The sequence below is a fragment of the Variovorax sp. Root318D1 genome (assembly GCF_001424835.1).
In the GTDB taxonomy this organism is placed as follows: Bacteria; Pseudomonadota; Gammaproteobacteria; order Burkholderiales; family Burkholderiaceae_C; genus Variovorax.
Map to the genome: position 1 here is coordinate 248,621 of NZ_LMCQ01000001.1, position 22,019 is coordinate 270,639.

The window sequence follows — 22,019 nt, forward strand, 5'->3', positions numbered from 1 at the left end:
GCAGCAACATGAGCAACGCAATCGACATCAAGGTTCCGGACATCGGCGACTTCAGCGATGTGCCCGTCATCGAGATCTTCGTCAAGCCCGGCGATACGGTGAAGGCCGAAGACCCGCTGGTCTCGCTCGAATCCGACAAGGCAACGATGGAGGTGCCCGCGCCGCGCGGCGGGGTGGTCGAGTCCATCTCTGTGAAGCTGGGCGACAAGGTCAGTGAAGGCAGCGTCATCATGACCTTCAAGGGCGAGGGCGGCGCTGCCGCTGCGCCCGCGCCCACCGAAGCCGCCAAGCCCAGCGTGAGCGCCGCGCCTGCGGCCACCAGCGCGCCGGCCGGCGTGGCCGAGGTGCGCGTGCCCGACATCGGCGACTTCAAGGACGTGCCGGTCATCGAGATCTTCGTGAAGGTCGGCGACACGGTGAAGGCCGAAGACCCGATCGTCTCGCTCGAATCGGACAAGGCGACGATGGACGTGCCGGCCCCGCTCTCGGGCGTGGTGACGGCCATCGGCATCAAGATCGGGGACAAGGTGAGCGAGGGGTCGGTGATTCTTTCGCTGGCGACGGGGGATGCGCCCGTGGCGACCGCTGCCGCACCGGCACCAGCTGCACCAGCCGCCGCACCGGCGCAAGCCGCGGCCTCCGCAAGCGGCGCCATCGACGAAGCCGCCTTCGCACTCGCCTACGCTGGCCCGGCCGTGCGCAAGCTCGCGCGCGAACTCGGCGTCGACCTCGGAAAGATCAAGGGCACCGGTGACCACGGCCGCATCGTGCGCGCCGACGTCGAGGCCTTCGCGAAGGGCGGTGGCGCAGCCGCCGCACCGGCCGCCGGCAAGGCTGCCGCAGCGCCCGCGGGCGGTGGCGTCGGTGGCATCGACCTGTTGCCCTGGCCCAAGGTCGACTTCGCCAAGTTCGGCCCGACCGAGCGAAAAGAACTGTCACGCATCAAGAAGATCAGCGCCGCCAACCTGCACCGCAACTGGGTCGTCATTCCGCACGTGACGACGCACGACGAGGCCGATATCACCGACCTCGAGCCATTCCGCGTGCAGATGAACAAGGAGCTGGAGAAGTCGGGCGTCAAGATCAGCATGCTGCCTTTCATGATGAAGGCGGCCGTCGCTGCGCTGAAGAAGTTCCCGGAGTTCAACGCCAGTCTCGACGGTGATGCCCTGGTGCTCAAGAACTACTGGCACATCGGCTTTGCAGCCGACACGCCCAACGGGCTCATGGTGCCGGTGATCCGCGACGTCGACAAAAAGAGCGTGCCCGACATCGCCAAGGAGATGGGCGAGCTCGCCAAGCTCGCGCGCGACGGCAAGCTCAAGCCCGACCAGATGTCGGGCGGCACCTTCACCATCAGCTCGCTGGGCGGCATCGGCGGCATCTACTTCACGCCGATCATCAATGCGCCCGAGGTCGCCATCATGGGCGTGTGCAAGAGCTACTGGAAGCAGCACTCCAGCGACGGCAAGACCTACACCTCGCGCCTCACGCTGCCGCTGTCCCTCTCATGGGACCACCGCGTGATCGACGGCGCCGCCGCCGCGCGCTTCAACGTCTATTTCGCCAACGTGCTCGCCGACCTGCGGCGCGTGCTGTTCTGAAGGAAGCTCCCAATGGCACACATGGTGGAAGTCAAGGTCCCCGACATCGGTGAATTCAAGGATGTCGCGGTCATCGAACTGCTGGTCAAGCCTGGCGAGGTCATCGCGGTCGATACCGGGTTGATCATGGTGGAGTCCGACAAGGCTTCGATGGAGATTCCGTCGAGCCATGCAGGGACTGTGAAGGAGCTGAAGATCGCGCTGGGGGATAAGGTGAGCGAAGGGTCGGTGATCCTGGTCATCGAGACGGCTGCTGCGGGAGCGGGGGCACCCTCACCCCAGCCCTCTCCCGCGAGCGGGAGAGGGAGCGAGGCAGCGCCAGCGCCAGCGCCAGCGCCGGCACCTGTACCCGCACCCGTGGCCGGCAGCTACACCGGCAAGGCCGACATCGAGTGCGAAGTGCTCGTGCTCGGCGCCGGCCCCGGCGGCTACTCGGCCGCGTTCCGCAGCGCGGACCTCGGCATGAAGACCGTGCTGGTGGAGCGCTACGCCACGCTCGGCGGCGTGTGTCTCAACGTGGGATGCATCCCCTCGAAGGCGTTGCTGCACACGGCCGGCGTGATGGACGAGGTGAAGCTGCTCGCCAAGCATGGCATCAAGTTCGCCGCACCTGAGGTCGACATCGACGCGCTGCGCGGCTTCAAGGACGGCGTCATCAAGAAGCTCACCGGCGGCCTGGCCGGCATGGCGAAGGCGCGCAAGGTCGAGGTGGTCACCGGTGTTGGCAGCTTCCTCGATGCGTACCACGTCGAGGTGGTGGGCGAGGGCGGCGCGAAGAAGGTGGTGAAGTTTGCCAAGGCCATCATCGCCGCGGGCTCGCAGGCCGTGAAGCTGCCCTTCATGCCGGAAGACGAGCGCGTCGTCGACTCCACCGGTGCGCTGCTGCTCAAGGGCATTCCCAAGCGCATGCTGGTGATCGGCGGCGGCATCATCGGCCTGGAGATGGCCACGGTGTATTCGACGCTGGGCACGCGCATCGACGTGGTTGAAATGCTCGACGGCCTGATGCAGGGCGCCGACCGCGACCTCGTCAAGGTATGGGAGAAGTTCAACGCGCCGCGCTTCGACAACGTGATGCTCAAGACGAAGACCGTCGGTGCCAAGGCCACCAAGGCGGGCATCGAGGTCAGCTTCGAAGGCGAGAAGGCGCCGAAGGGGCCGCAGGTCTACGACCTGGTGCTGGTGGCCGTGGGCCGCAGCCCGAACGGCAAGAAGATCGCGGCCGACAAGGCCGGCGTGGCCGTCACCGACCGCGGCTTCATCGACGTCGACAAGCAGATGCGCACCAACGTGCCGCACATCTTCGCCATCGGCGACATCGTCGGCCAGCCCATGCTGGCGCACAAGGCGGTGCATGAGGCGCACGTGGCGGCCGAGGCGGCGCACGGCGAGGCAGCTTTCTTCGATGCGCGGCAGATTCCCTCGGTGGCCTACACCGACCCCGAGGTGGCGTGGGCCGGCAAGACGGAAGAGCAGTGCAAGGCCGAGGGCCTGAAGGTTGGCAAGGCGGTGTTTCCGTGGGCCGCATCGGGCCGCGCCATCGCCAACGGGCGCGACGAGGGGTTCACCAAGCTGCTGTTCGACGAGGCCACCCACCGCATCGTCGGCGGCGGCATCGTCGGCACGCATGCGGGCGACCTGATCAGCGAGGTGTGCCTGGCCATCGAGATGGGCTGCGAGCCCTCCGACATCGGCAAGACCATCCACCCGCATCCGACGCTGGGCGAATCGATCGGCATGGCGGCCGAGGTCTTCGAGGGGCATTGCACCGATCTGCCCCCGGTGAAGAAGAAGTAGGCCGCCGCCATGCCGCTCGCACTGGCTTTCGAGGCTCTGGGATCGGGGTCTCCGGTGGTGATCCTGCACGGCCTGTTCGGCGCGGGGCGCAACTGGACGCAGGTGGCACAGGCGCTGGCGGCGGACCATCGCGTCTACCTGCCAGACGCCCGCAACCATGGCGCCTCGCCCTGGGCCGAATCGATGTCGTACGTGGAAATGGCGGGCGACGTGCTCGCACTGATCGAGCGCGAGCAATTGCAGCGGCCCTTCGTGATCGGCCACAGCATGGGCGGCAAGACCGCGATGGCGCTCGCGCTCTCGCACCCCGGGGCCATCGGCGGCATCGCCGTGATCGACATTGCCCCCGAGAGCTACGCCGACCAGTTCTCGTCGTACGTGTCGGCCATGCGCAGTCTCGAGGTGGCGAGTGCCGCCAGCCGCCGTGAAATCCAGCAGGTGCTGGCCAACAGCCTCGGCGCCGACGCGCCCGTCGACTTCCTGATGCAGAACCTGCGCCGGCAGAACGACCGATTCGACTGGCGGCTGAACCTGCTCGCCACAGGCCTGTGCATGCCCGAGCTTTGCGGCTTTCCCGGGGCGCTGCGCGACGCGCGCTACGACGGCCCCGCGCTCTTCATCCATGGCGCCGAGTCCGGCTACGTGCGGCCTTCGTCGCTTGCCGGCATTCGCGCGCTGTTCCCGCATGCGGGGACCGAGCGCATCGCCGAGGCCGGCCACTGGGTGCACGCCGACCAGCCCGCGGCGCTGCTGTGCGGGCTGCGCGACTGGCTGGCCGATGCCGGCGCGGCCACCCCTTACTGACAATTCCACGGAGACACCATGTCCGACGAAAAACTGCGCGAAGCCGCCCTCGACTACCACCGCTTCCCCACGCCGGGCAAGATCTCGGTGAACCCGACCAAGCCGATGGCCACGCAGCGCGACCTCGCGCTCGCGTACTCGCCCGGCGTGGCCGAGGCCTGCATGGAGATCGTGCGCGACCCGGCCGAGGCGATGAACCTCACCTCGCGTGCCAACCTGGTGGCCGTCATCACCAACGGCACCGCGGTGCTGGGCCTGGGCAACATCGGTGCGCTGGCCGGCAAGCCGGTCATGGAAGGCAAGGCCTGCCTGTTCAAGAAGTTCGCAGGCATCGACGTGTTCGACATCGAGCTCGACGAGAACGACCCCGACGCGCTGATCGACACCATCGCGCGCATGGAGCCCACCTTCGGCGGCATCAACCTCGAAGACATCAAGGCGCCCGAGTGCTTCTACATCGAGAAGAAGCTGCGCGAGCGCATGAAGATCCCGGTCTTTCACGACGACCAGCACGGCACCGCCATCGTCGCGGCCGCGGCCATCCTCAATGCGCTGCGGCATGTGAAGAAGGACATTCGGGAGGTGAAGCTGGTGGCCTCTGGCGCCGGCGCGGCGGCGCTGGCCTGCCTCGACCTGATCGTGAGCCTGGGCCTGCCGATGCAGAACATCTTCGTGTCCGACAGCGCGGGCGTGGTCTACGTCGGCCGCAAGGAGCAGATGGACCCGAACAAGGCCCGCTACGCGCAGGACACCTCGGCGCGCAAGCTGGCCGACGTGATCGCCGGCGCCGACATCTTCCTCGGCCTCTCGGCCGGCGGCGTGCTCAAGCCCGAGATGGTGAAGGAGATGGCGCGCGACCCGATCATCCTCGCCATGGCCAACCCGACGCCGGAAATCCTTCCGGAAGACGCGCTGGCCGTGCGCCCCGACGCCATCCTCGGCACCGGCCGGTCGGACTATCCGAACCAGGTCAACAACGTCCTGTGTTTTCCGTTCATCTTTCGTGGCGCGCTCGACGTGGGCGCGACCACCATCAACGAAGAGATGAAGCTTGCCGCGGTGCGCGCCATCGCCGAGCTCGCGCATGCCGAGATTCCCGAAGTGGTGGCGCAGGCCTACGGCGCGGTGGGTCTGCGCTTCGGCCGCGACTACCTGATTCCCAAGCCCTTCGACCCGCGCCTGATCGAGTTCGTCGCCCCCGCGGTGGCGCAGGCCGCGGCGGACAGCGGCGTGGCGACGCGGCCCATCGCCGACATGAAGGCCTATCGCCAGCGCCTGTCCCAGTTCGTCTACCAGTCGGGCAGCAGCATGCAGCCGCTCTTCGCCGCGGCCAAGCAGGCGCCCAAGCGCGTGGTCTACGCCGAGGGCGAGGACGAGCGCGTGCTGCGCGCCGCGCAGGTGGTGGTCGACGAAGGCCTGGCGCGCCCGCTGTTGCTGGGCCGCCCCGAGGTGATTGCCGAGCGCATTGCGCAATACGGCCTGCGCCTCACGCTGGGCACCGACTGCGAGGTCGTCGATCTGCTCGACCCCGCTGTGTATGGCGACGCAGCGGAGGCGTACTACCAGCTCAAGCGCCGCGACGGCGTCTCGCGCCTGGTGGCGCAGACCGAGATGCGCAGCCGCGGCACGCTGCTTGCGGCCATGCTGGTGCGCCAGGGCCGCGCCGACGCCATGCTGTGCGGCACGCTCGGCGGCTACGGCGACCACCTGGGCCATGTGCGCGACGTGATCGGCCTGCGCCCCGGCGCCAAGACCCTGGCTGCCATGCAGATGCTGATGCTGCCCGGGCGCCAGCTCTTCATTTGCGACACGCACGTCAACCGCGAGCCCGATGCCGCGCAGATCGCCGAGATCGCGCTGCTCGCGGCCGAAGAGGTGCGCCGCTTCGGCGTGACGCCGAGCGTGGCACTGCTCTCGCACTCGAACTTCGGCGGCTCCGACGCGGCCTCGGCCGTGAAGATGCGTGAGGCGCTCGCGCTCATCAAGGCGAGCGATCCGCAGCTCGCCGTTGAAGGCGAGATGCGCGGCGACGCGGCGCTGTCCAAGTCGATCCTCGACCACGAGTTTCCGGACTCGGCGCTGGAGACGGAGGCCAACGTGCTCATCATGCCCAACGTCGATGCGGCCAACATCTCATACAACCTGCTGCGCGTGGCGGCCGGCAGCGGCATCACGGTGGGCGGCATCCTGCTGGGCGCGGCGCGCTCGGTGCACATCCTCACGCCGTCGTCGACGGTGCGCCGCATCGTCAACATGACCGCACTGGCGGTGGTCGATGCCAACTCGAACCGCAACACGGCCTGACGGCGGCGCGGCCATGAACCGCCCAAGCCCCGGCAGTTGCATGCCGATCGCGTCTGAAATTTTCTAGGAGATCCCCGTGGACCAACCATCCGTCGCACCCAAGCCCTTTTACAAGTCCCTCTACTTCCAGGTCATCACGGCCATCGTGCTCGGGGTGCTGCTGGGGCATTTCTATCCGGACACCGGCGCCTCGATGAAACCGCTCGGCGACGGCTTCATCAAGCTGATCAAGATGATCATCGCGCCGATCATCTTCTGCACGGTGGTGGTCGGCATCGCGGGCATGGAGGACATGAAGAAGGTCGGCAAGACCGGTGGCCTGGCGCTCTTGTACTTCGAGATCGTGAGCAGCATCGCGCTGGTGGTGGGCCTCGTGATCATCAACATCGTGCGGCCTGGCGCCGGCATGAATGTCGACGTGAGCCAGCTCGACGCCAAGAGCGTCGCGGCCTACACCGGCCCCGGAAAGATGCAGAGCACGACCGACTTCCTGCTCAACGTGATCCCGAACACAGTGGTCGATGCCTTCGCCAGGGGCGAGATCCTGCAGGTGTTGCTCATCGCGGTGATGTTCGGCTTTGCGCTGCACAAGTTCGGCGGCCGCGGCACGCTGGTGTTCGACGTGATCGAGAAGGGCTCGCACGTGCTGTTCGTGATCGTGGGCTACATCATGAAGGTCGCGCCCATCGGCGCCTTTGGTGCCATGGCCTTCACCATCGGAAAGTACGGCGTGAGCTCGCTGATGCAGCTCGGCCAGCTGATGGCCACCTTCTACCTGACCTGCCTCTTGTTCATCTTCGTGGTGCTGGGGGGAATCGCGCGGTTCCACGGCTTCAGCATCTGGAAGTTCATCAAGTACATCAAGGAAGAGCTGTTGATCGTGCTGGGCACCTCGTCCTCCGAATCGGTGCTGCCGCGCATGATGGCCAAGCTGGAGAATCTGGGCGCCAAGAAGTCGGTGGTCGGCCTGGTGGTCCCTACGGGCTACTCGTTCAACCTCGACGGCACCTCGATCTACCTGACGATGGCGGCAGTGTTCATCGCGCAGGCGACCAACACCGACATGACGCTCACCCAGCAGCTCACGCTCCTGGCCGTGCTGCTGCTCACCTCGAAAGGCGCGGCGGGCGTCACGGGCAGCGGCTTCATCGTGCTGGCGGCCACGCTTTCAGCGGTGGGCCATGTCCCGGTGGCCGGCCTGGCGCTGATCCTCGGCATCGACCGCTTCATGTCCGAGGCCCGCGCGCTCACCAACCTGATCGGCAACGGCGTGGCCACGGTCGTGGTCGCCAAGTGGACCAACGACCTGGACACCGTCCGCATGAAGCGCATCCTGGACAACGAGACGACGGCCGAAGCCGAGGCGCCCGAGGCGGTGCTGGACAAGGTCGAGACCCACATGCCTGTGGCCCCGGCCTTGCCGGACAAGGTCGAGACCCACATGCCGGTGGCCCAGGCCCGCTGATGCATTGCATGCCTGCACGGAGCAGCCAACCATGAACAGCCCCGTGCAGAAGCACCGAGTCGTCATCGTGGGTGGCGGAGCCGGCGGCCTGGAACTGGCGACGCGCCTGGGCGACACGCTGGGCAAGCGCGGCCATGCGGACATCACGCTGATCGACAAGAACCGCACCCACGTCTGGAAGCCCAAGCTGCACGAGATCGCCGCGGGCAGCATGGACCTGAGCGCGCACGAAGTGGACTACCTCGCGCAGGCGCACTGGCACCGCTTCCGCTTCCGCCTCGGCGAGCTGACCGCCATCGACCGCGAGCGGCGCGAGGTGCAGGTGGCGCCCTACATGGACGACGAGGGTCGGCTGGTCACGCCCGCGCGCGCCTTCGGCTACGACACGCTGGTGGTTGCCATCGGCAGCCTCAGCAACGACTTCGGCACGCCCGGCGTGCGCGAGCATGCGCTGCGGCTCGAATCGAAGGCGGACGCGCAGCGCTTTCACCAGCGAATGGTCAATGCCTGCATCCGCGCGCATGCGCAGACCACACCGCTGCGCCCCGAGCAGCTGCACGTGGCCATCATCGGCGCGGGCGCCACCGGCGTGGAGCTGGCGGCCGAGCTGCACCGCACCACGCGCGAAGTAATCGCCTACGGGCTGGATCGCGTGGACGCCGAGAAGGACATCCAGGTCAGCGTGATCGAGGCCGCTGACCGCGTGCTGCCCGCACTGCCTGCGCGCATGTCCGCCGCCACCGAGGCGCTGCTGCGCAAGCTGGGCGTGGACGTGCACACCTCTGCCAAGGTGGCCGAGGTGCTGCCCGAGGGCGTTCGCTTGGCCGATGGCCGGGTGCTGCCGGCCGAGCTGGTGGTGTGGGCCGCGGGCGTGAAGGCAGCCGATTTCATGAAGGACATCGCGGGGCTGGAAACCAACCGCAGCAACCAGCTCGCGGTGTTGCCCACCTTGCAGACCACGCGCGATGCCGACGTATTTGCCATCGGTGACTGCGCGGCTTGCGACTGGCCCGGGGCGAACGACGGCAAGGGCGGGCTGGTGCCGCCGCGCGCGCAGGCGGCGCACCAGCAGGCTTCACACGTCGCGGCGCAGATTCGCCGGCGCTTGGGCGGAAAGGCGCTCAAGCCCTATCGCTACCGCGACTTCGGCTCGCTGGTGTCGCTCGGCGAATTCAGCACTGTCGGCAACATGATGGGCGGGCCCGCCGGCGGCAGCCTGATGATCGAAGGCCGCGTTGCCCGGCTCATGTACGTGTCGCTCTACAAGATGCACGAGCTGGCGCTGCACGGCGTCGTCAAGGTCTCGCTCGACACGCTGGCGCGCCTCATCACGCGGCGCACCGAACCCCACGTCAAGCTGCATTGAGCAGATGCGGCCATGACTCGACCTTCTTTCCAATCCCTTCGCATCAACCCCCAAAGGAGACTCTCATGTCAGACGATATCGTGATCGTGGCCGCGCAACGTACGGCGGTCGGCAAGTTCGGCGGCGCGCTCGCCGGCACGGCGGCGCCGGATCTGGGCGCGCACGTGGTGAAAGGACTGCTCGAGAAGGCCGGGGTGCCGGGCGATGCGGTGTCCGAGGTGATCATGGGCCAGGTGCTCGCCGCCGGCGCGGGGCAGAACCCGGCGCGCCAGACCGTCATCAAGGCGGGCCTGCCCATCGGCGTGCCGGGCCTCACCATCAACAAGGTGTGCGGCTCGGGCCTGAAGGCCGTGATGCTGGCGGCACAGGCCGTGAAGTGCGGCGACGCCGAGATCGTGGTGGCCGGCGGCCAGGAGAACATGAGCGCCGCGCCGCACGTGCTGCCCAACTCGCGCAACGGCCAGCGCATGGGCGACTGGAAGCTGGTCGACACCATGATCGTGGACGGCCTGTGGGACGTCTACAACCAGTACCACATGGGGAGATGCAGGACGCGCTGGCGCTGGCCTCGCAACAGAAGGCCGCGGCCGCGCAGGACGCCGGGCGCTTCAACGACGAAATTCTTCCGTTCAGCATCGCCCAGAAGAAGGGCGACCCGATCGTCTTTTCCGCCGACGAGTTCGTGAACCGCAAGACCAATGCCGACGCGCTCGCAGGATTGCGCCTGGCCTTCGACAAGGCCGGCTCGGTGACGGCCGGCAACGCCTCCGGCCTGAACGACGGCGCGGCCGCGGTGCTGGTGATGTCGGCCTCGCGCGCAGCGGCGCTCGGCCTGCAGCCGCTGGCCGTGATCCGTGCCTATGCAAGCGCGGGGCTGGACCCGTCGCTCATGGGCATGGGCCCGGTGCCCGCGTCGCAGCTGGCATTGAAGAAAGCCGGGTGGAAGGCGCAGGACCTCGACCTGATGGAAATCAACGAAGCCTTCGCGGCACAGGCCTGCGCCGTGAACCGCGAAATGGAATGGGACACCAGCCGCATCAACGTGAACGGCGGCGCCATTGCGATCGGCCATCCCATCGGCGCTTCGGGCTGCCGCGTGCTGGTGACGCTGCTGCACGAGATGCGCCGCCGCGGCGCCAACAAGGGCCTCGCCTCGCTGTGCATCGGCGGCGGCATGGGCGTGGCGCTGGCCGTTGAACGTGCTTGAACGCGCCTGAACGAATTTTTCACTGTCACACACGACGCACCAAGGAGCAATCAAATGAGCGAGAAGAAGCAACAAGTGGTCCTCGTCACCGGCGGCATGGGCGGCCTGGGCGAGACGATCTCCACCAAGATGGTCGATGCGGGCTACAAGCTCGCCGTGACCTATTCGCCGGGCAACAAGTCGCATGCCGAGTGGGTGGCGCAGATGGCCGAGCGCGGCTACCAGATCCTGGCCGTGCCCTGCGACGTGGCCGACTACGACTCGTGCGCGCAGGCGGTGAGCCAGGTGCAGGCGGCCCTCGGCCCGGTCGACGTGCTGGTCAACAACGCCGGCATCACGCGCGACATGACCTTCAAGAAGATGGACCAGATCAACTGGAACGCCGTGCTGCGCACCAACCTCGACAGCCTGTTCAACATGAGCAAGCAGGTGGCCGACGGCATGGTGGACCGGGGCTGGGGCCGCATCATCAACGTGTCGTCGGTGAACGGCTCCAAGGGCGCGTTTGGCCAGACGAACTACTCGGCCGCCAAGGCCGGCGTGCACGGCTTCACCAAGGCGCTGGCGCTCGAGGTCGCGAAGAAGGGCGTGACGGTCAACACCATCTCGCCCGGCTACATCGGCACGAAGATGGTCACGGCCATCCCGAAGGAAGTGCTCGACAGCAAGATCCTGCCGCACATCCCCGTCGGGCGCCTGGGCAAGCCCGAGGAAGTGGCCGGCCTGATCATCTACCTGGCCTCGGAAGAGGCGGCCTTCGTGACGGGCGCCAACATCGCCATCAACGGCGGCCAGCACATGCAATGAACGGATGGCCATGATCCTCAAAAACGGCATCGATCAGGTCGCACTGATCAACAAGTTCACCGACGCCTCGGCCAAGCAGGGCGAAGCCATCCGCAAGGCCGTGCACGAGGCCACGCTCAAGGCGCTGCAGGGCCGCGAGCTCACGCTTTCCAACATCCGGCAGGTATTGGGCACGGTGACCAAGGCGGCCTCGGCCGGTGCCGAAGGAAGCAAGCTGCCTGCGCCCGACGTGCAGGCGCTGCTGGCCAAGGCGTTCGCGGGCATGGACGGCGCGCTCGAACAGGCGGTGGTGGCCAACCAGCGTGCGCTGCAGCAGCTGGTCGACCAGGGCGTGAGCCTGCGCGAGACGCAGCTCAAGAAGGCGCTGGCCGACATCGAGAAGATGGAAGACACGCTGTTTGCCAGCGTGCGCAAGGCGGCGCCGGCCGACGGTCCCTGGAGCGCCGTGTTCCAGGCGGCGCAAGGCAAGGGTACAGGCACCGGCGCACGCGCGACCGCGGCGCTCGAACAGCTCATGGAAGACACGCACAAGAACCTGCGCGACGGCCGTGCGCTGAGCCTGCGCGCGTCGCAGGCGATGCTCGACAGCTACGCAACGCTGGTGAGCGGCGTGCTGATCGGCATGTCCGAAGCCCTCAAGCAGGGCGGGGCGGCGAAGCGATGACCCGGGCCGGCGGCGGCACCGCCGCCGGCCTGAAAGGAACCCGATGGACGCCCTGATCCTCGCCCGCATGCAGTTCGCGGCCAACATCACCTTTCACATCCTGTTTCCCACGATCAGCATTGCGCTGGGCTGGCTGCTGCTGTTCTTCCGCTGGCGGTGGCTGCGCACACGCGGCGGCACCGACACCGTGTTGGCGCAGGGCTGGCTCGACGCCTACCGTTTCTGGACCAAGGTGTTCGCGCTGACCTTCGCGCTGGGCGTGGTGAGCGGCATCACCATGAGCTTTCAGTTCGGCACCAACTGGCCGGGCTTCATGGAGCGCGTCGGCAACGTGGCGGGACCGTTGCTGGGCTACGAGGTGCTGACCGCGTTCTTCCTGGAGGCGGGCTTTCTGGGCGTGATGCTGTTCGGCCATGGCAAGGTCAGCGAGCGCGTGCATCTCATGTCGACCTTCATGGTGGCCTTCGGCACCACGCTGTCGGCCTTCTGGATTCTGGCGCTCAACTCCTGGATGCAGACGCCCGCGGGCCATGAGATCGTGGACGGCGAGTTCCACGTGGCGAGCTGGTTGGCGGTGATCTTCAATCCCTCGTTCCCCTATCGCTTTGCGCACATGCTGCTGGCCTCGGCGCTGACCTGCGCGTTCCTCCTCACTGGCCTGTCGGCCTGGCAGGTGCTGCGCGGCGCGGGGCAGCGCAGCGCGGCCCGCGTGATGCGCGTGGGGCTCACGCTGGCGGCGGTTCTGATTCCGGTGCAGATCGTGGTGGGCGACATGCACGGCCTCAACACGCTGGAGCACCAACCGGCCAAGATCGCGGCGATGGAAGGCGTGTGGGAGACCGAGCGCGGGGCGCCCCTCTTGCTGTTCGCCATTCCCGATGCCCAGACGCGCAGCAACCGCTTCGAGATCGCAGTGCCGAACGGTGCGAGCCTGATCCTCACGCACAAGGCTGACGGCGAGATCCGCGGGCTCAACGACTTTCCCGATGCGCACCCGCCGCCGCTGCCGATGTTCTTCGCGTTTCGAATCATGGTCGGCATGGGCATGCTGATGCTCGCGACCAGCTGGCTCGGCTGGTGGCTGTATCGCCGCGCTCGCTGGCAACCGGCAAAGCTGCCGCGCGCGCTGCTGTGGCTGTTTGCGGGCATGACCTTCTCGGGCTGGGTGGCCACCGTGGCAGGCTGGTACGTCACCGAGATCGGCCGCCAGCCCTACATCGTCTACGGGCTGGTGCGCACGGCCGACGTGGTGTCGAAGGTGCCGGCCGCGATGATCGGGCTCACGCTGGCGCTCTACGTGGCGCTGTACCTCGCGCTCATCGTGGCGTATGTGGCGGTGCTCAAGTACATGGCCGAAAAGCCCGACGAGGTGCTGGCGACCGAGGCGGCGGAGCAAGCCGCCACTCCGGCTGGCGCGATCACCTCGCCGATTCTCGATGGAGGCCGTGCATGAGACGCCGGGACGCTCCCAAGTCGAATAGCACCGCAGCGCGAAGCGTGGAGGTCACCCAATGAACGCGGCGATGAGCTTCGATGCCGCGTTGCCGGTGATCTTCATGGTGCTGATGGGCGTGTCGATGCTGGTCTATGTGGTCAGCGATGGCTACGACCTGGGCGTCGGCATGCTCATGCACCGCGCCACCGATGCCGAGAAGGACGTGATGGTCGCCTCCATCGGCCCGTTCTGGGATGCCAACGAGACCTGGCTGGTGCTGGGCGTGGGCATCCTGCTGGTCGCATTCCCGAAGGCGCACGGCCTGGTGCTGGGCGAGCTCTACCTGCCGGTGGCGCTGATGCTCGTCGGCCTCACGCTGCGCGGCGTGGCCTTCGACTTCCGCGTGAAGGCGCGCGACAGCCACAAGCGCACCTGGGACCGGCTCTTCTTCGCGGGTTCCACCCTGGCCTCGGTGGCGCAGGGCTGGATGCTGGGGCGCTACATCAGCGGCTTCGGCACCGGCTGGAACTACCCGGTGTTTGCCGCCGCCATCGCCGTGGCGCTGCCGATGGCCTACGTGCTGATGGGCGCGGCCTGGCTCATCATGAAGACCGAGGGTGCGCTGCAGGAACGGGCAGTGCAATGGGCGCGTACCGCCTGGGCGCCCATGGTCGGCGGCATGCTGCTGATCTCGATGGCCACACCCTGGATCAGCCCCGAGGTGCGCGAGCGCTGGTTCAAGCTGCCCGAAATCCTGGCGCTCGCGGCCATTCCGCTCATGACCGGCGCGGCGCTGCTGGCCGTGCGCGCCCTGCTGAACACGCGCATGGTGCGCGGGCCGGTGTGCTGGCTGCCCTTTGTGCTGCTGGTCATGGTGTTCGTGCTCGGCTTCCTGGGACTGGCCTACAGCATCTATCCCTACGTGGTGATCGGCCAGCTCACGATCTGGCAGGCGGCGAGCAGCGCGCCGGCGCTCAAGGTGATCCTGGTCGGCGTGTGCATCTCGGTGCCGGCCATCGTGGGCTACACCGTGTTCTCCTATCGGGTCTTCCGCGGCAAGACAGGGGAACTGCGCTATGCCTGAGCAGACGCTGGGCCTGGCTGAAACCAGCCGTGACACCCGGCACCGGGCAGCCACTGATGCGGCCTTCGCGGCCTTGTGCAATAACGGCTTCATGATTTCACGGGAGCCGGCCCTGCGCCTCGACTTGCCTTCTCACACCTCCAGACGACGGCGCGGCCTGCCGCGCTGGCTCGGCGCGCTGGCACTGGTGGCCCTGGCCGCCATCGCGGGCCATCACTTCGCCATGCAGAACGGCTTGGCGCGGCTGCGCGAGGCGGCCGACCACCGGCTCGACATGCTCGCAACCGGGCTCGATGCGGACCTGGCCCGCTTCGAATATTTGCCGGCGCTGCTGGAGATGACCCCCATCGTCCCCGCGCTGCTGCGCGCGCCATCGGATGCGAGTCTGCGCGACGCGGTCAACCGCTATCTCGACGGCGTCAATGCCGCTGCGGGGGCGGAGATGCTCTATGTGCTGGACGCCGCCGGCACCTCGCTGGCGGCCTCCGACTGGGACCGCCCGGGCACCACCGTCGGCCAGGACCTGTCGTTCCGGCCCTACGTGATCGATGCGTTGGGACAGGGCAAGGGCCGTTTCTACGGCATCGGCATAACCAGCCGCAAGCCCGGTTATTACCTCTCTTACGCCCTGCGCCGCGACCAGCCCGTGCGCGGCGTCGTCGCCGTCAAGGTCAACCTCGAGGAGGCCGAGCGCGCCTGGCGCATGCTGCCCGGCAACGTGGCGCTGATCGACCAGCGTGGCGTGGTGATCCTGGCCACGCGCGAAGACCTGAAATTCCGCCCGATGCTGCCGCTCGACGCCTCGCAGCGGGCCGAGGTGCTGCGCTCGCGTCCCTACGGCGAGGCTGGCCTGCAGCCGGTGCAATGGACACTGAAGGAAGCGCTGGCGCGCGACGTGCAGGTCATCGCGCTCGACGGCGTGGACCAGCTCGCCACGAAGCGCGCGCTGCGCGGTGCGCCCTGGCAGCTGATGGCGCTCGACGACCTGGGGCCGGTGCGCGTGGGCGCGCGCAATGCGGCCATCACCGCGAGCCTGGCGATGGGGGTGCTGCTGCTGCTCGCCGTCACGCTGTGGCAGCGTCGCCGCGCCGTGCGGCAGAAGCTGGCCAACCAGGCGGCGCTGCAGGCGGCGCACGACACCCTCGAATCGACCGTGGCCGCGCGTACCTCGCAGCTGCGAGCCGCGCAGGGCGAACTGGTGCATGCCGGCAAGATGGCGGCGCTGGGCCAGATGTCGGCCGGTGTGGTGCACGAGCTGAATCAGCCGCTCACGGCGATGCGCACACTCTCTGAAAGCGCCGCCATTCTGCTCGACAAGAGCCGCCTGGACGACGTGCGCGGCAACCTGCAGCGCATCCGCGGCATGGTCGACCGCCTGGCGCGCCTGACCTCGCAGCTCAAGACCTTCGCGCACAAGAGCGAGCTGCCGCTCGCGCCGGTGCCGATGGCGCAGGCCATTGCCGACGCGCAGGCCATCGTCGCCGAAGCCGCAAAGAAGAACGGCATCGCCATCGCGGTCGACGTGCAGCCCGCCACCCTGAGCGTCATGGCCGAGGAGGCCGCGCTGGGCAGCGTGCTCGTCAACCTGATGCGCAACGCCATCGACGCCATGCAGGCCTCGCCCGCCGCGCGGCGCACCCTGCGCCTGGAAGCCCGGCCCCAGGACGGCCGCGTGATCCTGCGCGCGAGCGACACCGGGCCCGGCATTCCGCCCGACATCTTGCCGCGCCTGTTCGAGCCCTTCGTCACCAGCAAGCCGGCGGGCACCGGACTCGGCCTGGGCCTCGTGATCTCGGCACAATTGGTGCGGGCCATGGATGGCACACTGCGCGCCGCCAACCTGCCGGAGGGCGGCGCCTGCTTCATTGCCGACCTGCCAGCCGCCGTCCAGGCCGTCTATATTCCCACCCCCACAGGAGTAATCAACAAGTGAGTGAAGCCCCTGCCATCCGGGTGCTGCTGGTCGAGGACGACGAAGACGTCCGCCTCAGCACGATCCAGGTGCTGAACCTGGCCGGTTTCGAAGTCGAAGCCTTCACTAGCGCCGAACGCGCGCGCGCACACATCAGCTTCGGCGTGCCGGCCATCGTGGTCTGCGACGTGCGCCTGCCGGGCATGAGCGGCACCGAATGGCTGAGCGAACTGCACAAGGCCGATGCAGAGCTGCCCGTGATCCTCGTCACCGGCCACGGCCACATCGCCATGGCGGTGCAGGCCATGCGCGAGGGCGCCTACGACTTCATCGAGAAGCCGTTCAGCTCCGAGCGGCTGGTGGCCATCGTGCGTCACGCCATCGAGCGCCGGCAGCTCACGCTGCAGGTGCGAGCCCTGCGTGACGCGCTGGAGAACTGGCACGGCATCCAGGCCGTGCTGATCGGCCGCTCGGCGCAGATGCAGCAGGTGCGCCGCACCGTGATGACCTTGGCCGGGACCTCGGCCGACGTGCTGATCTATGGCGAGACTGGCACCGGCAAGGAACTCGTCGCCCGCTGCCTGCACGAGCACAGCGAGCGCCGCCGCCAGCACTTCGTGCCGCTCAACTGCGGCGGCCTGCCCGAGGCGCTGGCCGAAAGCGAGTTGTTCGGCCACGAGGCCGGCGCCTTCACCAGCGCCAACCGCGTGCGCGTGGGCAAGTTCGAATACGCCAACGGCGGCACGCTTTTTCTCGACGAGATCGAGAGCATGCCGATGCCGGTGCAGATCAAGCTGCTGCGTGCGCTGCAGGAGCGCAGCATCGAGCGCATCGGCTCCAACAAGGCCATTCCTTTCGACTGCCGCGTGGTGGCTGCGAGCAAGGACGACCTGAAGGACATGAGCGACCAGCAGAAGTTCAGGGCCGACCTGTACTACCGGCTCGGCGTCGCCTTCATCGAGCTGCCGCCGCTGCGCGAACGGCGCGAGGACATTCCTCTTCTGTTCGAGCATTTCACGCTGCTGGCGGCCGCGCGCTACGAACGCGCCGCGCCGATCCCGAGCAGCGCGCAGGTCGCCGACCTGATGGCCTATGCCTGGCCCGGCAACGTGCGTGAGCTGCGCAACGTGGCCGACCGCTTCGTGCTCGGCCTCTTGGGCGAGCGCCTGACGCAGGTGCGCGGCAACGGCGAAGACATGCCCGCCTTGCCCCGCGGACTGCCGCAGCAGGTCGAGTCCTTCGAGCGGGCGGTGATCGTCGAGACGCTGCGCAAGCACCAGGGAGACCAACCGGCCACCGCCAGCGCACTGGCCATCGCGCGGCAGACGCTGCACGACAAGCTGCGCAAGCTCGGCATTGCGGCGGACGAGTTCAAGGCCTAGGGCGGGAAATCGTCCGATCGTTGCGTCGGCCTACCAGCGCTGCGGCAGGCGGCGAGATGTGTGGAACACGCGCAGGATCTCGACGACGTCGCCTCGTACGCGATAGGGGACGATGTAGCGGGTCCTTGGCACGATCAACTCGCGCGTTCCAGGCACGCGCCCAGGCCGACCAAGGCCAGGCTGAAGAGCAAGCTGGGCCACCGACCTGAAAATTCGATCGACGACAAGCCTGGCGGCAGCCGCGTCGTCGGTGGCGATGTAGGTGGCTTCCTCGTCCAGGTTGCGCAGCGCCGTGCGCAGCCACTTAATCCGCATTCACCTTCCATTTTCTTGCGACCGCTGCAACCTCCTTGTCGCTTGCGAAGTCTTCCGCGTCCGCTTCCTTCAGCGCAGCACGCACTTCGCCGATCTGCCACTCATTGGTTTCGACATAGGCGCGGATCGCTTCGGCTGCCAGGAACGACTTGCTGCGGTGAGTCGCATCGGCCAGATGGTCGAGCCGCTCCTTGACCTCGTCGTCGAGTCGAATGGTCATCGTGGTTGACATCAATAGATCCAAGGCTGTATTCGGATGTACACATCCTAGCACGACACCTTGCGCGTCGATCCACAGGGGCATGCTTCGCCGGTCCGAACGCAGGTCGGCGAACGCAGCCTTGCATCGGCACGGCCAATCCCGTACGCTGGCCCAACGTCCACGCGCAGCACCCGAGCCCACGCGGGCCGCCGGGCCGGCCTTGCGGACGCCAAGGAGACCATGCCATGCCAAGCCGATCGAACGGCCTCACGGCCGATATGGAAGCGGTGCGAACGCTGGCGCTCGTCGGCCCCGCAGCCGCGGGCAAGAGCTCCCTTGCCGAGGCCTTGCTGCACAAGGCGGGCGCCATCGGGGCGATGGGCAGCGTCGAGCGCGGCAGCACCGTCAGCGACTACGACCCGCTCGAGCGCCGAATGCAGCACTCGCTCAACGCGTCGGTGATGCACCTCAAGCATGCCGGCGCGCGCATCCACTTCATCGACACGCCCGGCGGCCCCGACTTCCTCGGCCAGAGCCTGCCGGCGCTGGAGGCGGTCGAAACAGCGGCGGTGGTCATCAATGCCGCCACCGGCATCGAGCCGATGGCGGTGCGCATGATGGAGTACGCGGCGTCGCGGCACCTCGCCCGCATCATCATCGTCAACAAGATCGACTCGCAAGGCGTTTCGCTGAAGGGCCTGCTGGCCGACATCCAGGCGACCTTCGGCCGCGAATGCCTGCCGCTGAACCTGCCCGATGGGGTCGGCAGGCAGGTGGTGGATTGCTTCTTCAACCGCTTCGGGCAGTCCGACTTCGGCCCCGTCGAAGCGGCGCACCGTGCGCTGGTGGAGCAGGTGGTCGAGGTCGATCCGGCCTTTGTCGACCGCTACCTCGAGGAGGGCGACGTGGATCCGGCCGAGCTGCACGCGCCGCTCGAGCAGGCGCTGCGTGAAGGCCACCTGATTCCGGTGTGCTTCGTCTCGTCGCGCAGCGGTGCCGGTGTGGCCGAACTGCTGGACGTCATCGTCAAGCTCCTGCCCGACCCGACCGAGGGCAATCCCCCGCAGTTCCTGCTCGGCGAGGGCTCGGATGCGAAGCCGATGCAAGCCAAGCCCGATCCGTCGCTGCACGTGCTGGCGCACGTGTTCAAGGTCACCGTCGACCCCTACGTCGGCAAGCTCGGTATCTTTCGTGTGCACCAGGGCACGGTCACCAGCGACAGCCTTCTTTATGTCGGCGACGGGCGCAAGCCCTTCAAGGTGGGGCACCTGTTCATGCTCCAGGGCAAAGACCATGTGGAGGTCTCGCGTGCGATACCGGGCGACATCGTGGCGGTGGCCAAGATCGACGAGATCCATTTCGACGCCGTGCTGCACGACGCGGCGGAAGACAACCACATCCATCTCGCGCCGCTCGCGTTCCCGGTGCCGGTGCATGGCCTGGCGGTGGAGCCCAAGCGCCATGGCGACGAGCAGCGCGCCTGGGAGATTCTCGGCAAGCTCGCGGCCGAGGATCCGTGCCTGCGCATCGAGCATGCCGCCGCGACCAATGAGACGGTCCTCTACGGGCTCGGCGAGCTGCACTTGCGCATCGTGCTCGAGCGCCTGCGCGAGGTGTACCGCTTCGAGGTCCTGACCCGGCCGCCGCGCATTGCCTACCGCGAAACCGTGAGCGCGCCGGCCGCGGGGCATCACCGCCACAAGAAACAAACCGGCGGTGCGGGCCAGTTCGCCGAAGTCTTTCTGCGCATCGAGCCGCTGGCGCGTGGTGCCGGCTTTCAATTTGCCGACGAAGTCAGGGGCGGGGCGATCCCGGGCCAGTTCATCCCCGCCGTCGAGAAGGGCGTGCGGGAGGTGCTGCAAAGCGGCGCGATCGCCGGCTACCCTGTCGTCGACGTGCGCGTGGTGGTGCACGACGGCAAGCACCACAGTGTCGACAGCAAGGACATCGCCTTCGCGACCGCCGGCCGCAAGGCCTTCATGGCTGCGATCCGCGAAGCGCGGCCGGTCGTGCTCGAGCCGATTGTGCAGATCGAGATTGCCGTGCCCGAACATTCGGTAGGCGACGTCACGAACGATTTGTCGTCGCGGCGCGGCCTGGTCACCGGTACGTCAGACCTTGGGGGCGGCACCGTGACCGTCGGCGGGCAGGTGCCCGAGGCCGAACTGGCCAACTACCAGTCGCGGCTCAATGCGATGACCAGCGGGCAGGGGCGCTACACGATGGCGTTGTCACACTACGAAGCCGTGCCGCCGTCCGTTCAGCAGACGCTGATGGGGCAGTATCGGGTGCGGGAGGAGGATTGAGTCAGGCGGGGCCCAGCCTCCCGCCGAGCGCATCGTCGATGTTCCGATGAAAGCGCAGCACCTCGTGCTCGAGCCGCCCGAGATGGAAATGCGTATTGGCACCGCTGGACAGGCCGCGGTGGATCGCCACCGCGGTGGCGATGTCCTCCTGTTGGAAGACGTTCTGCTCGATGAGCTGGAAGGTCTTCTCCCAATGGGGGGTCCAATCGTCGCCGGTGCGATCCGGCGGAATCAGCATCGTGTGCACCCAGCGGACCTGATCCGGCGCTGGCGAAAACATGCCGATCAGGCTCACGTAGTCGGGGTGCCAGATGAGAAAGGTGTTCGGGAACACGAGCTGCGTCGGCGTGGCGAGCTTGCACAGTGCTTCGCGGTCCTGCGGCGGCTCGAAAGCCTCGAAGGCGGTTCGGCGTGCCACCAGCGAGTCCTGGTGCGGCCCTGCATGCAAGTTGACGGTGTACGCATCGGCAAAGAAGGGATAGATCGTGTCGCGGTGCAGCACGCGGATGTGGTAGCCCTCGAGGAAGGCATCGACCGTCAGCTTCCAATTTGCGTCGTAAACCTTGTCGACCTTGCGGAACACGGTCATCCGGGCCAGGCCCATCCAGTCCAGATGCGCGCCCAGCCCTTGCAAAAAGGCCTCTGCTGAAAACGCCGCACCGGGACTGCGCTTGACGAGGACCAGCCCGCTGGCTTCGTCGCAGGGCAGCTCGACCAGGTTCAGCGTGGCCGGCTCGATGCCGTCAAAGGTCTCGGCATGCAGGCGGTGCCGCAGTCGGCCATCGAGCTCATAGGTCCAGGCATGGTAGGGACAGACCAGCGCTTTGCAGGGCTTGGCCTTGGCCGGCTCGGGGCCCGAGCCGGCAACCAGTGCCATGCCGCGGTGCCGGCACACGTTGAGGAAAGCGCGCACGCGGCCGTCGGCCGCCCGGGTCAGGACGATGGGGACGCCGAGCGAGTCGAAGGGCAGGGCCGATCCGATCGGAACTTCCGAGCTGTGGGCCGCAACGATGGGCCACTGGCCGAACAGCGCCGCCTGCTCCTGCTGCCAATGCTGATGGTCCGTGTAGTGGCCGACAGGCACGGTTCCGGACTCCTCGCCTTCCTCACGTGTTTGGGTCACCCGCGCCTGGTCGAGGCGGCGAACCATGTCGGCCAGCGTCGCGGGCATCGGTGCAGCAGTGTTCAGTTTGATCATCGGGATCGCTTCGCATCGAGGTGAGCCATGGAACAGCCCTCAGCTTATGTCGGATGCGTGGCGGACATGTTCAGCTTTCATGGGAGGTTGCCGGCAGGCGCGCAAACCTGGTCCTCTGGCACGTCGGCGCGAGGGGTGTTCAGCTTTTCCCGGCGCGCACGGGTCAG

The 22,019-nt window shown here is 67.5% G+C and carries 16 protein-coding genes and 1 pseudogene; 14 read left to right on the top strand and 3 right to left on the bottom strand.

The window, feature by feature from the left end; translation table 11 throughout:
* Nucleotides 1-8 precede the first annotated feature (8 nt).
* From aceF to ASC78_RS01200, 13 genes and pseudogenes are all read left to right on the top strand, one after another.
* Nucleotides 9-1,604: a dihydrolipoyllysine-residue acetyltransferase gene (aceF, locus tag ASC78_RS01140; RefSeq protein ID WP_055795330.1), complete on the top strand. Its 1,596-nt coding sequence runs from the start codon at nt 9-11 to the stop codon at nt 1,602-1,604.
* Nucleotides 1,605-1,616: 12 nt separating this feature from the next.
* A complete protein-coding gene (gene lpdA / locus ASC78_RS01145; RefSeq protein ID WP_055795331.1) occupies nt 1,617-3,401 on the top strand; it encodes a dihydrolipoyl dehydrogenase in 1,785 nt (594 codons plus the stop codon).
* A gap of 9 nt (nt 3,402-3,410) precedes the next feature.
* The gene (locus ASC78_RS01150; RefSeq protein WP_055795333.1) at nt 3,411-4,205 is read left to right on the top strand and encodes an alpha/beta fold hydrolase; all 795 of its coding nucleotides are present in this window, start codon (nt 3,411-3,413) and stop codon (nt 4,203-4,205) included.
* Nucleotides 4,206-4,223: 18 nt separating this feature from the next.
* A complete protein-coding gene (locus tag ASC78_RS01155; protein WP_055795335.1) occupies nt 4,224-6,509 on the top strand; it encodes an NADP-dependent malic enzyme in 2,286 nt (761 codons plus the stop codon).
* A 76-nt stretch (nt 6,510-6,585) separates the two neighbouring features.
* Entirely contained in the window at nt 6,586-7,974 is a 1,389-nt protein-coding gene (locus ASC78_RS01160; RefSeq protein ID WP_055795337.1) for a dicarboxylate/amino acid:cation symporter, read from the top strand.
* A gap of 31 nt (nt 7,975-8,005) precedes the next feature.
* Nucleotides 8,006-9,340: an NAD(P)/FAD-dependent oxidoreductase gene (locus ASC78_RS01165; RefSeq protein WP_055795339.1), complete on the top strand. Its 1,335-nt coding sequence runs from the start codon at nt 8,006-8,008 to the stop codon at nt 9,338-9,340.
* 65 nt (nt 9,341-9,405) lie between these two features.
* A pseudogene (locus ASC78_RS01170) lies at nt 9,406-10,547 on the top strand (acetyl-CoA C-acetyltransferase).
* Between the two features lie 54 nt (nt 10,548-10,601).
* A complete protein-coding gene (phbB, locus tag ASC78_RS01175; protein ID WP_055795341.1) occupies nt 10,602-11,354 on the top strand; it encodes an acetoacetyl-CoA reductase in 753 nt (250 codons plus the stop codon).
* A 10-nt stretch (nt 11,355-11,364) separates the two neighbouring features.
* The gene (locus ASC78_RS01180) at nt 11,365-12,018 is read left to right on the top strand and encodes a DUF6781 family protein (protein WP_055795906.1); all 654 of its coding nucleotides are present in this window, start codon (nt 11,365-11,367) and stop codon (nt 12,016-12,018) included.
* Between the two features lie 43 nt (nt 12,019-12,061).
* Nucleotides 12,062-13,471 carry a cytochrome ubiquinol oxidase subunit I gene (locus ASC78_RS01185; RefSeq protein WP_055795342.1) on the top strand — a complete coding sequence of 470 codons (1,410 nt, stop codon included), beginning with the start codon at nt 12,062-12,064 and terminating at the stop codon, nt 13,469-13,471.
* A gap of 58 nt (nt 13,472-13,529) precedes the next feature.
* On the top strand, nt 13,530-14,537 hold the full coding sequence (locus ASC78_RS01190; RefSeq protein WP_235504942.1) for a cytochrome d ubiquinol oxidase subunit II: 1,008 nt from the start codon (nt 13,530-13,532) through the stop codon (nt 14,535-14,537).
* A 91-nt stretch (nt 14,538-14,628) separates the two neighbouring features.
* Nucleotides 14,629-16,470, top strand: coding sequence for a sensor histidine kinase (locus tag ASC78_RS01195; protein ID WP_055795912.1), 1,842 nt, complete (start codon nt 14,629-14,631; stop codon nt 16,468-16,470).
* Nucleotides 16,467-17,831: a sigma-54-dependent transcriptional regulator gene (locus ASC78_RS01200; protein WP_055795344.1), complete on the top strand. Its 1,365-nt coding sequence runs from the start codon at nt 16,467-16,469 to the stop codon at nt 17,829-17,831. Before ASC78_RS01195 ends, ASC78_RS01200 begins: the two co-directional genes overlap by 4 nt.
* Nucleotides 17,832-17,861: 30 nt before the next feature.
* Here the strand turns inward: ASC78_RS01200 and ASC78_RS01205 are convergent, their stop codons facing one another.
* Nucleotides 17,862-18,146 carry a type II toxin-antitoxin system RelE/ParE family toxin gene (locus ASC78_RS01205; protein WP_055795346.1) on the bottom strand — a complete coding sequence of 95 codons (285 nt, stop codon included), beginning with the start codon at nt 18,144-18,146 and terminating at the stop codon, nt 17,862-17,864.
* On the bottom strand, nt 18,136-18,366 hold the full coding sequence (locus tag ASC78_RS01210) for a CopG family ribbon-helix-helix protein (protein WP_235504944.1): 231 nt from the start codon (nt 18,364-18,366) through the stop codon (nt 18,136-18,138). The genes ASC78_RS01205 and ASC78_RS01210 overlap by 11 nt, the downstream gene beginning before the upstream one ends.
* A gap of 227 nt (nt 18,367-18,593) precedes the next feature.
* On the opposite strand from ASC78_RS01210, the gene fusA reads away from it, so the two are divergent.
* Nucleotides 18,594-20,654, top strand: coding sequence for an elongation factor G (gene fusA / locus ASC78_RS01215; RefSeq protein WP_055795350.1), 2,061 nt, complete (start codon nt 18,594-18,596; stop codon nt 20,652-20,654).
* 1 nt (nt 20,655) lies between these two features.
* On the opposite strand, the gene ASC78_RS01220 is transcribed toward fusA, so the two are convergent.
* The gene (locus ASC78_RS01220; RefSeq protein ID WP_055795352.1) at nt 20,656-21,852 is read right to left on the bottom strand and encodes an aromatic ring-hydroxylating oxygenase subunit alpha; all 1,197 of its coding nucleotides are present in this window, start codon (nt 21,850-21,852) and stop codon (nt 20,656-20,658) included.
* Between the last annotated feature and the right edge of the window lie 167 nt (nt 21,853-22,019).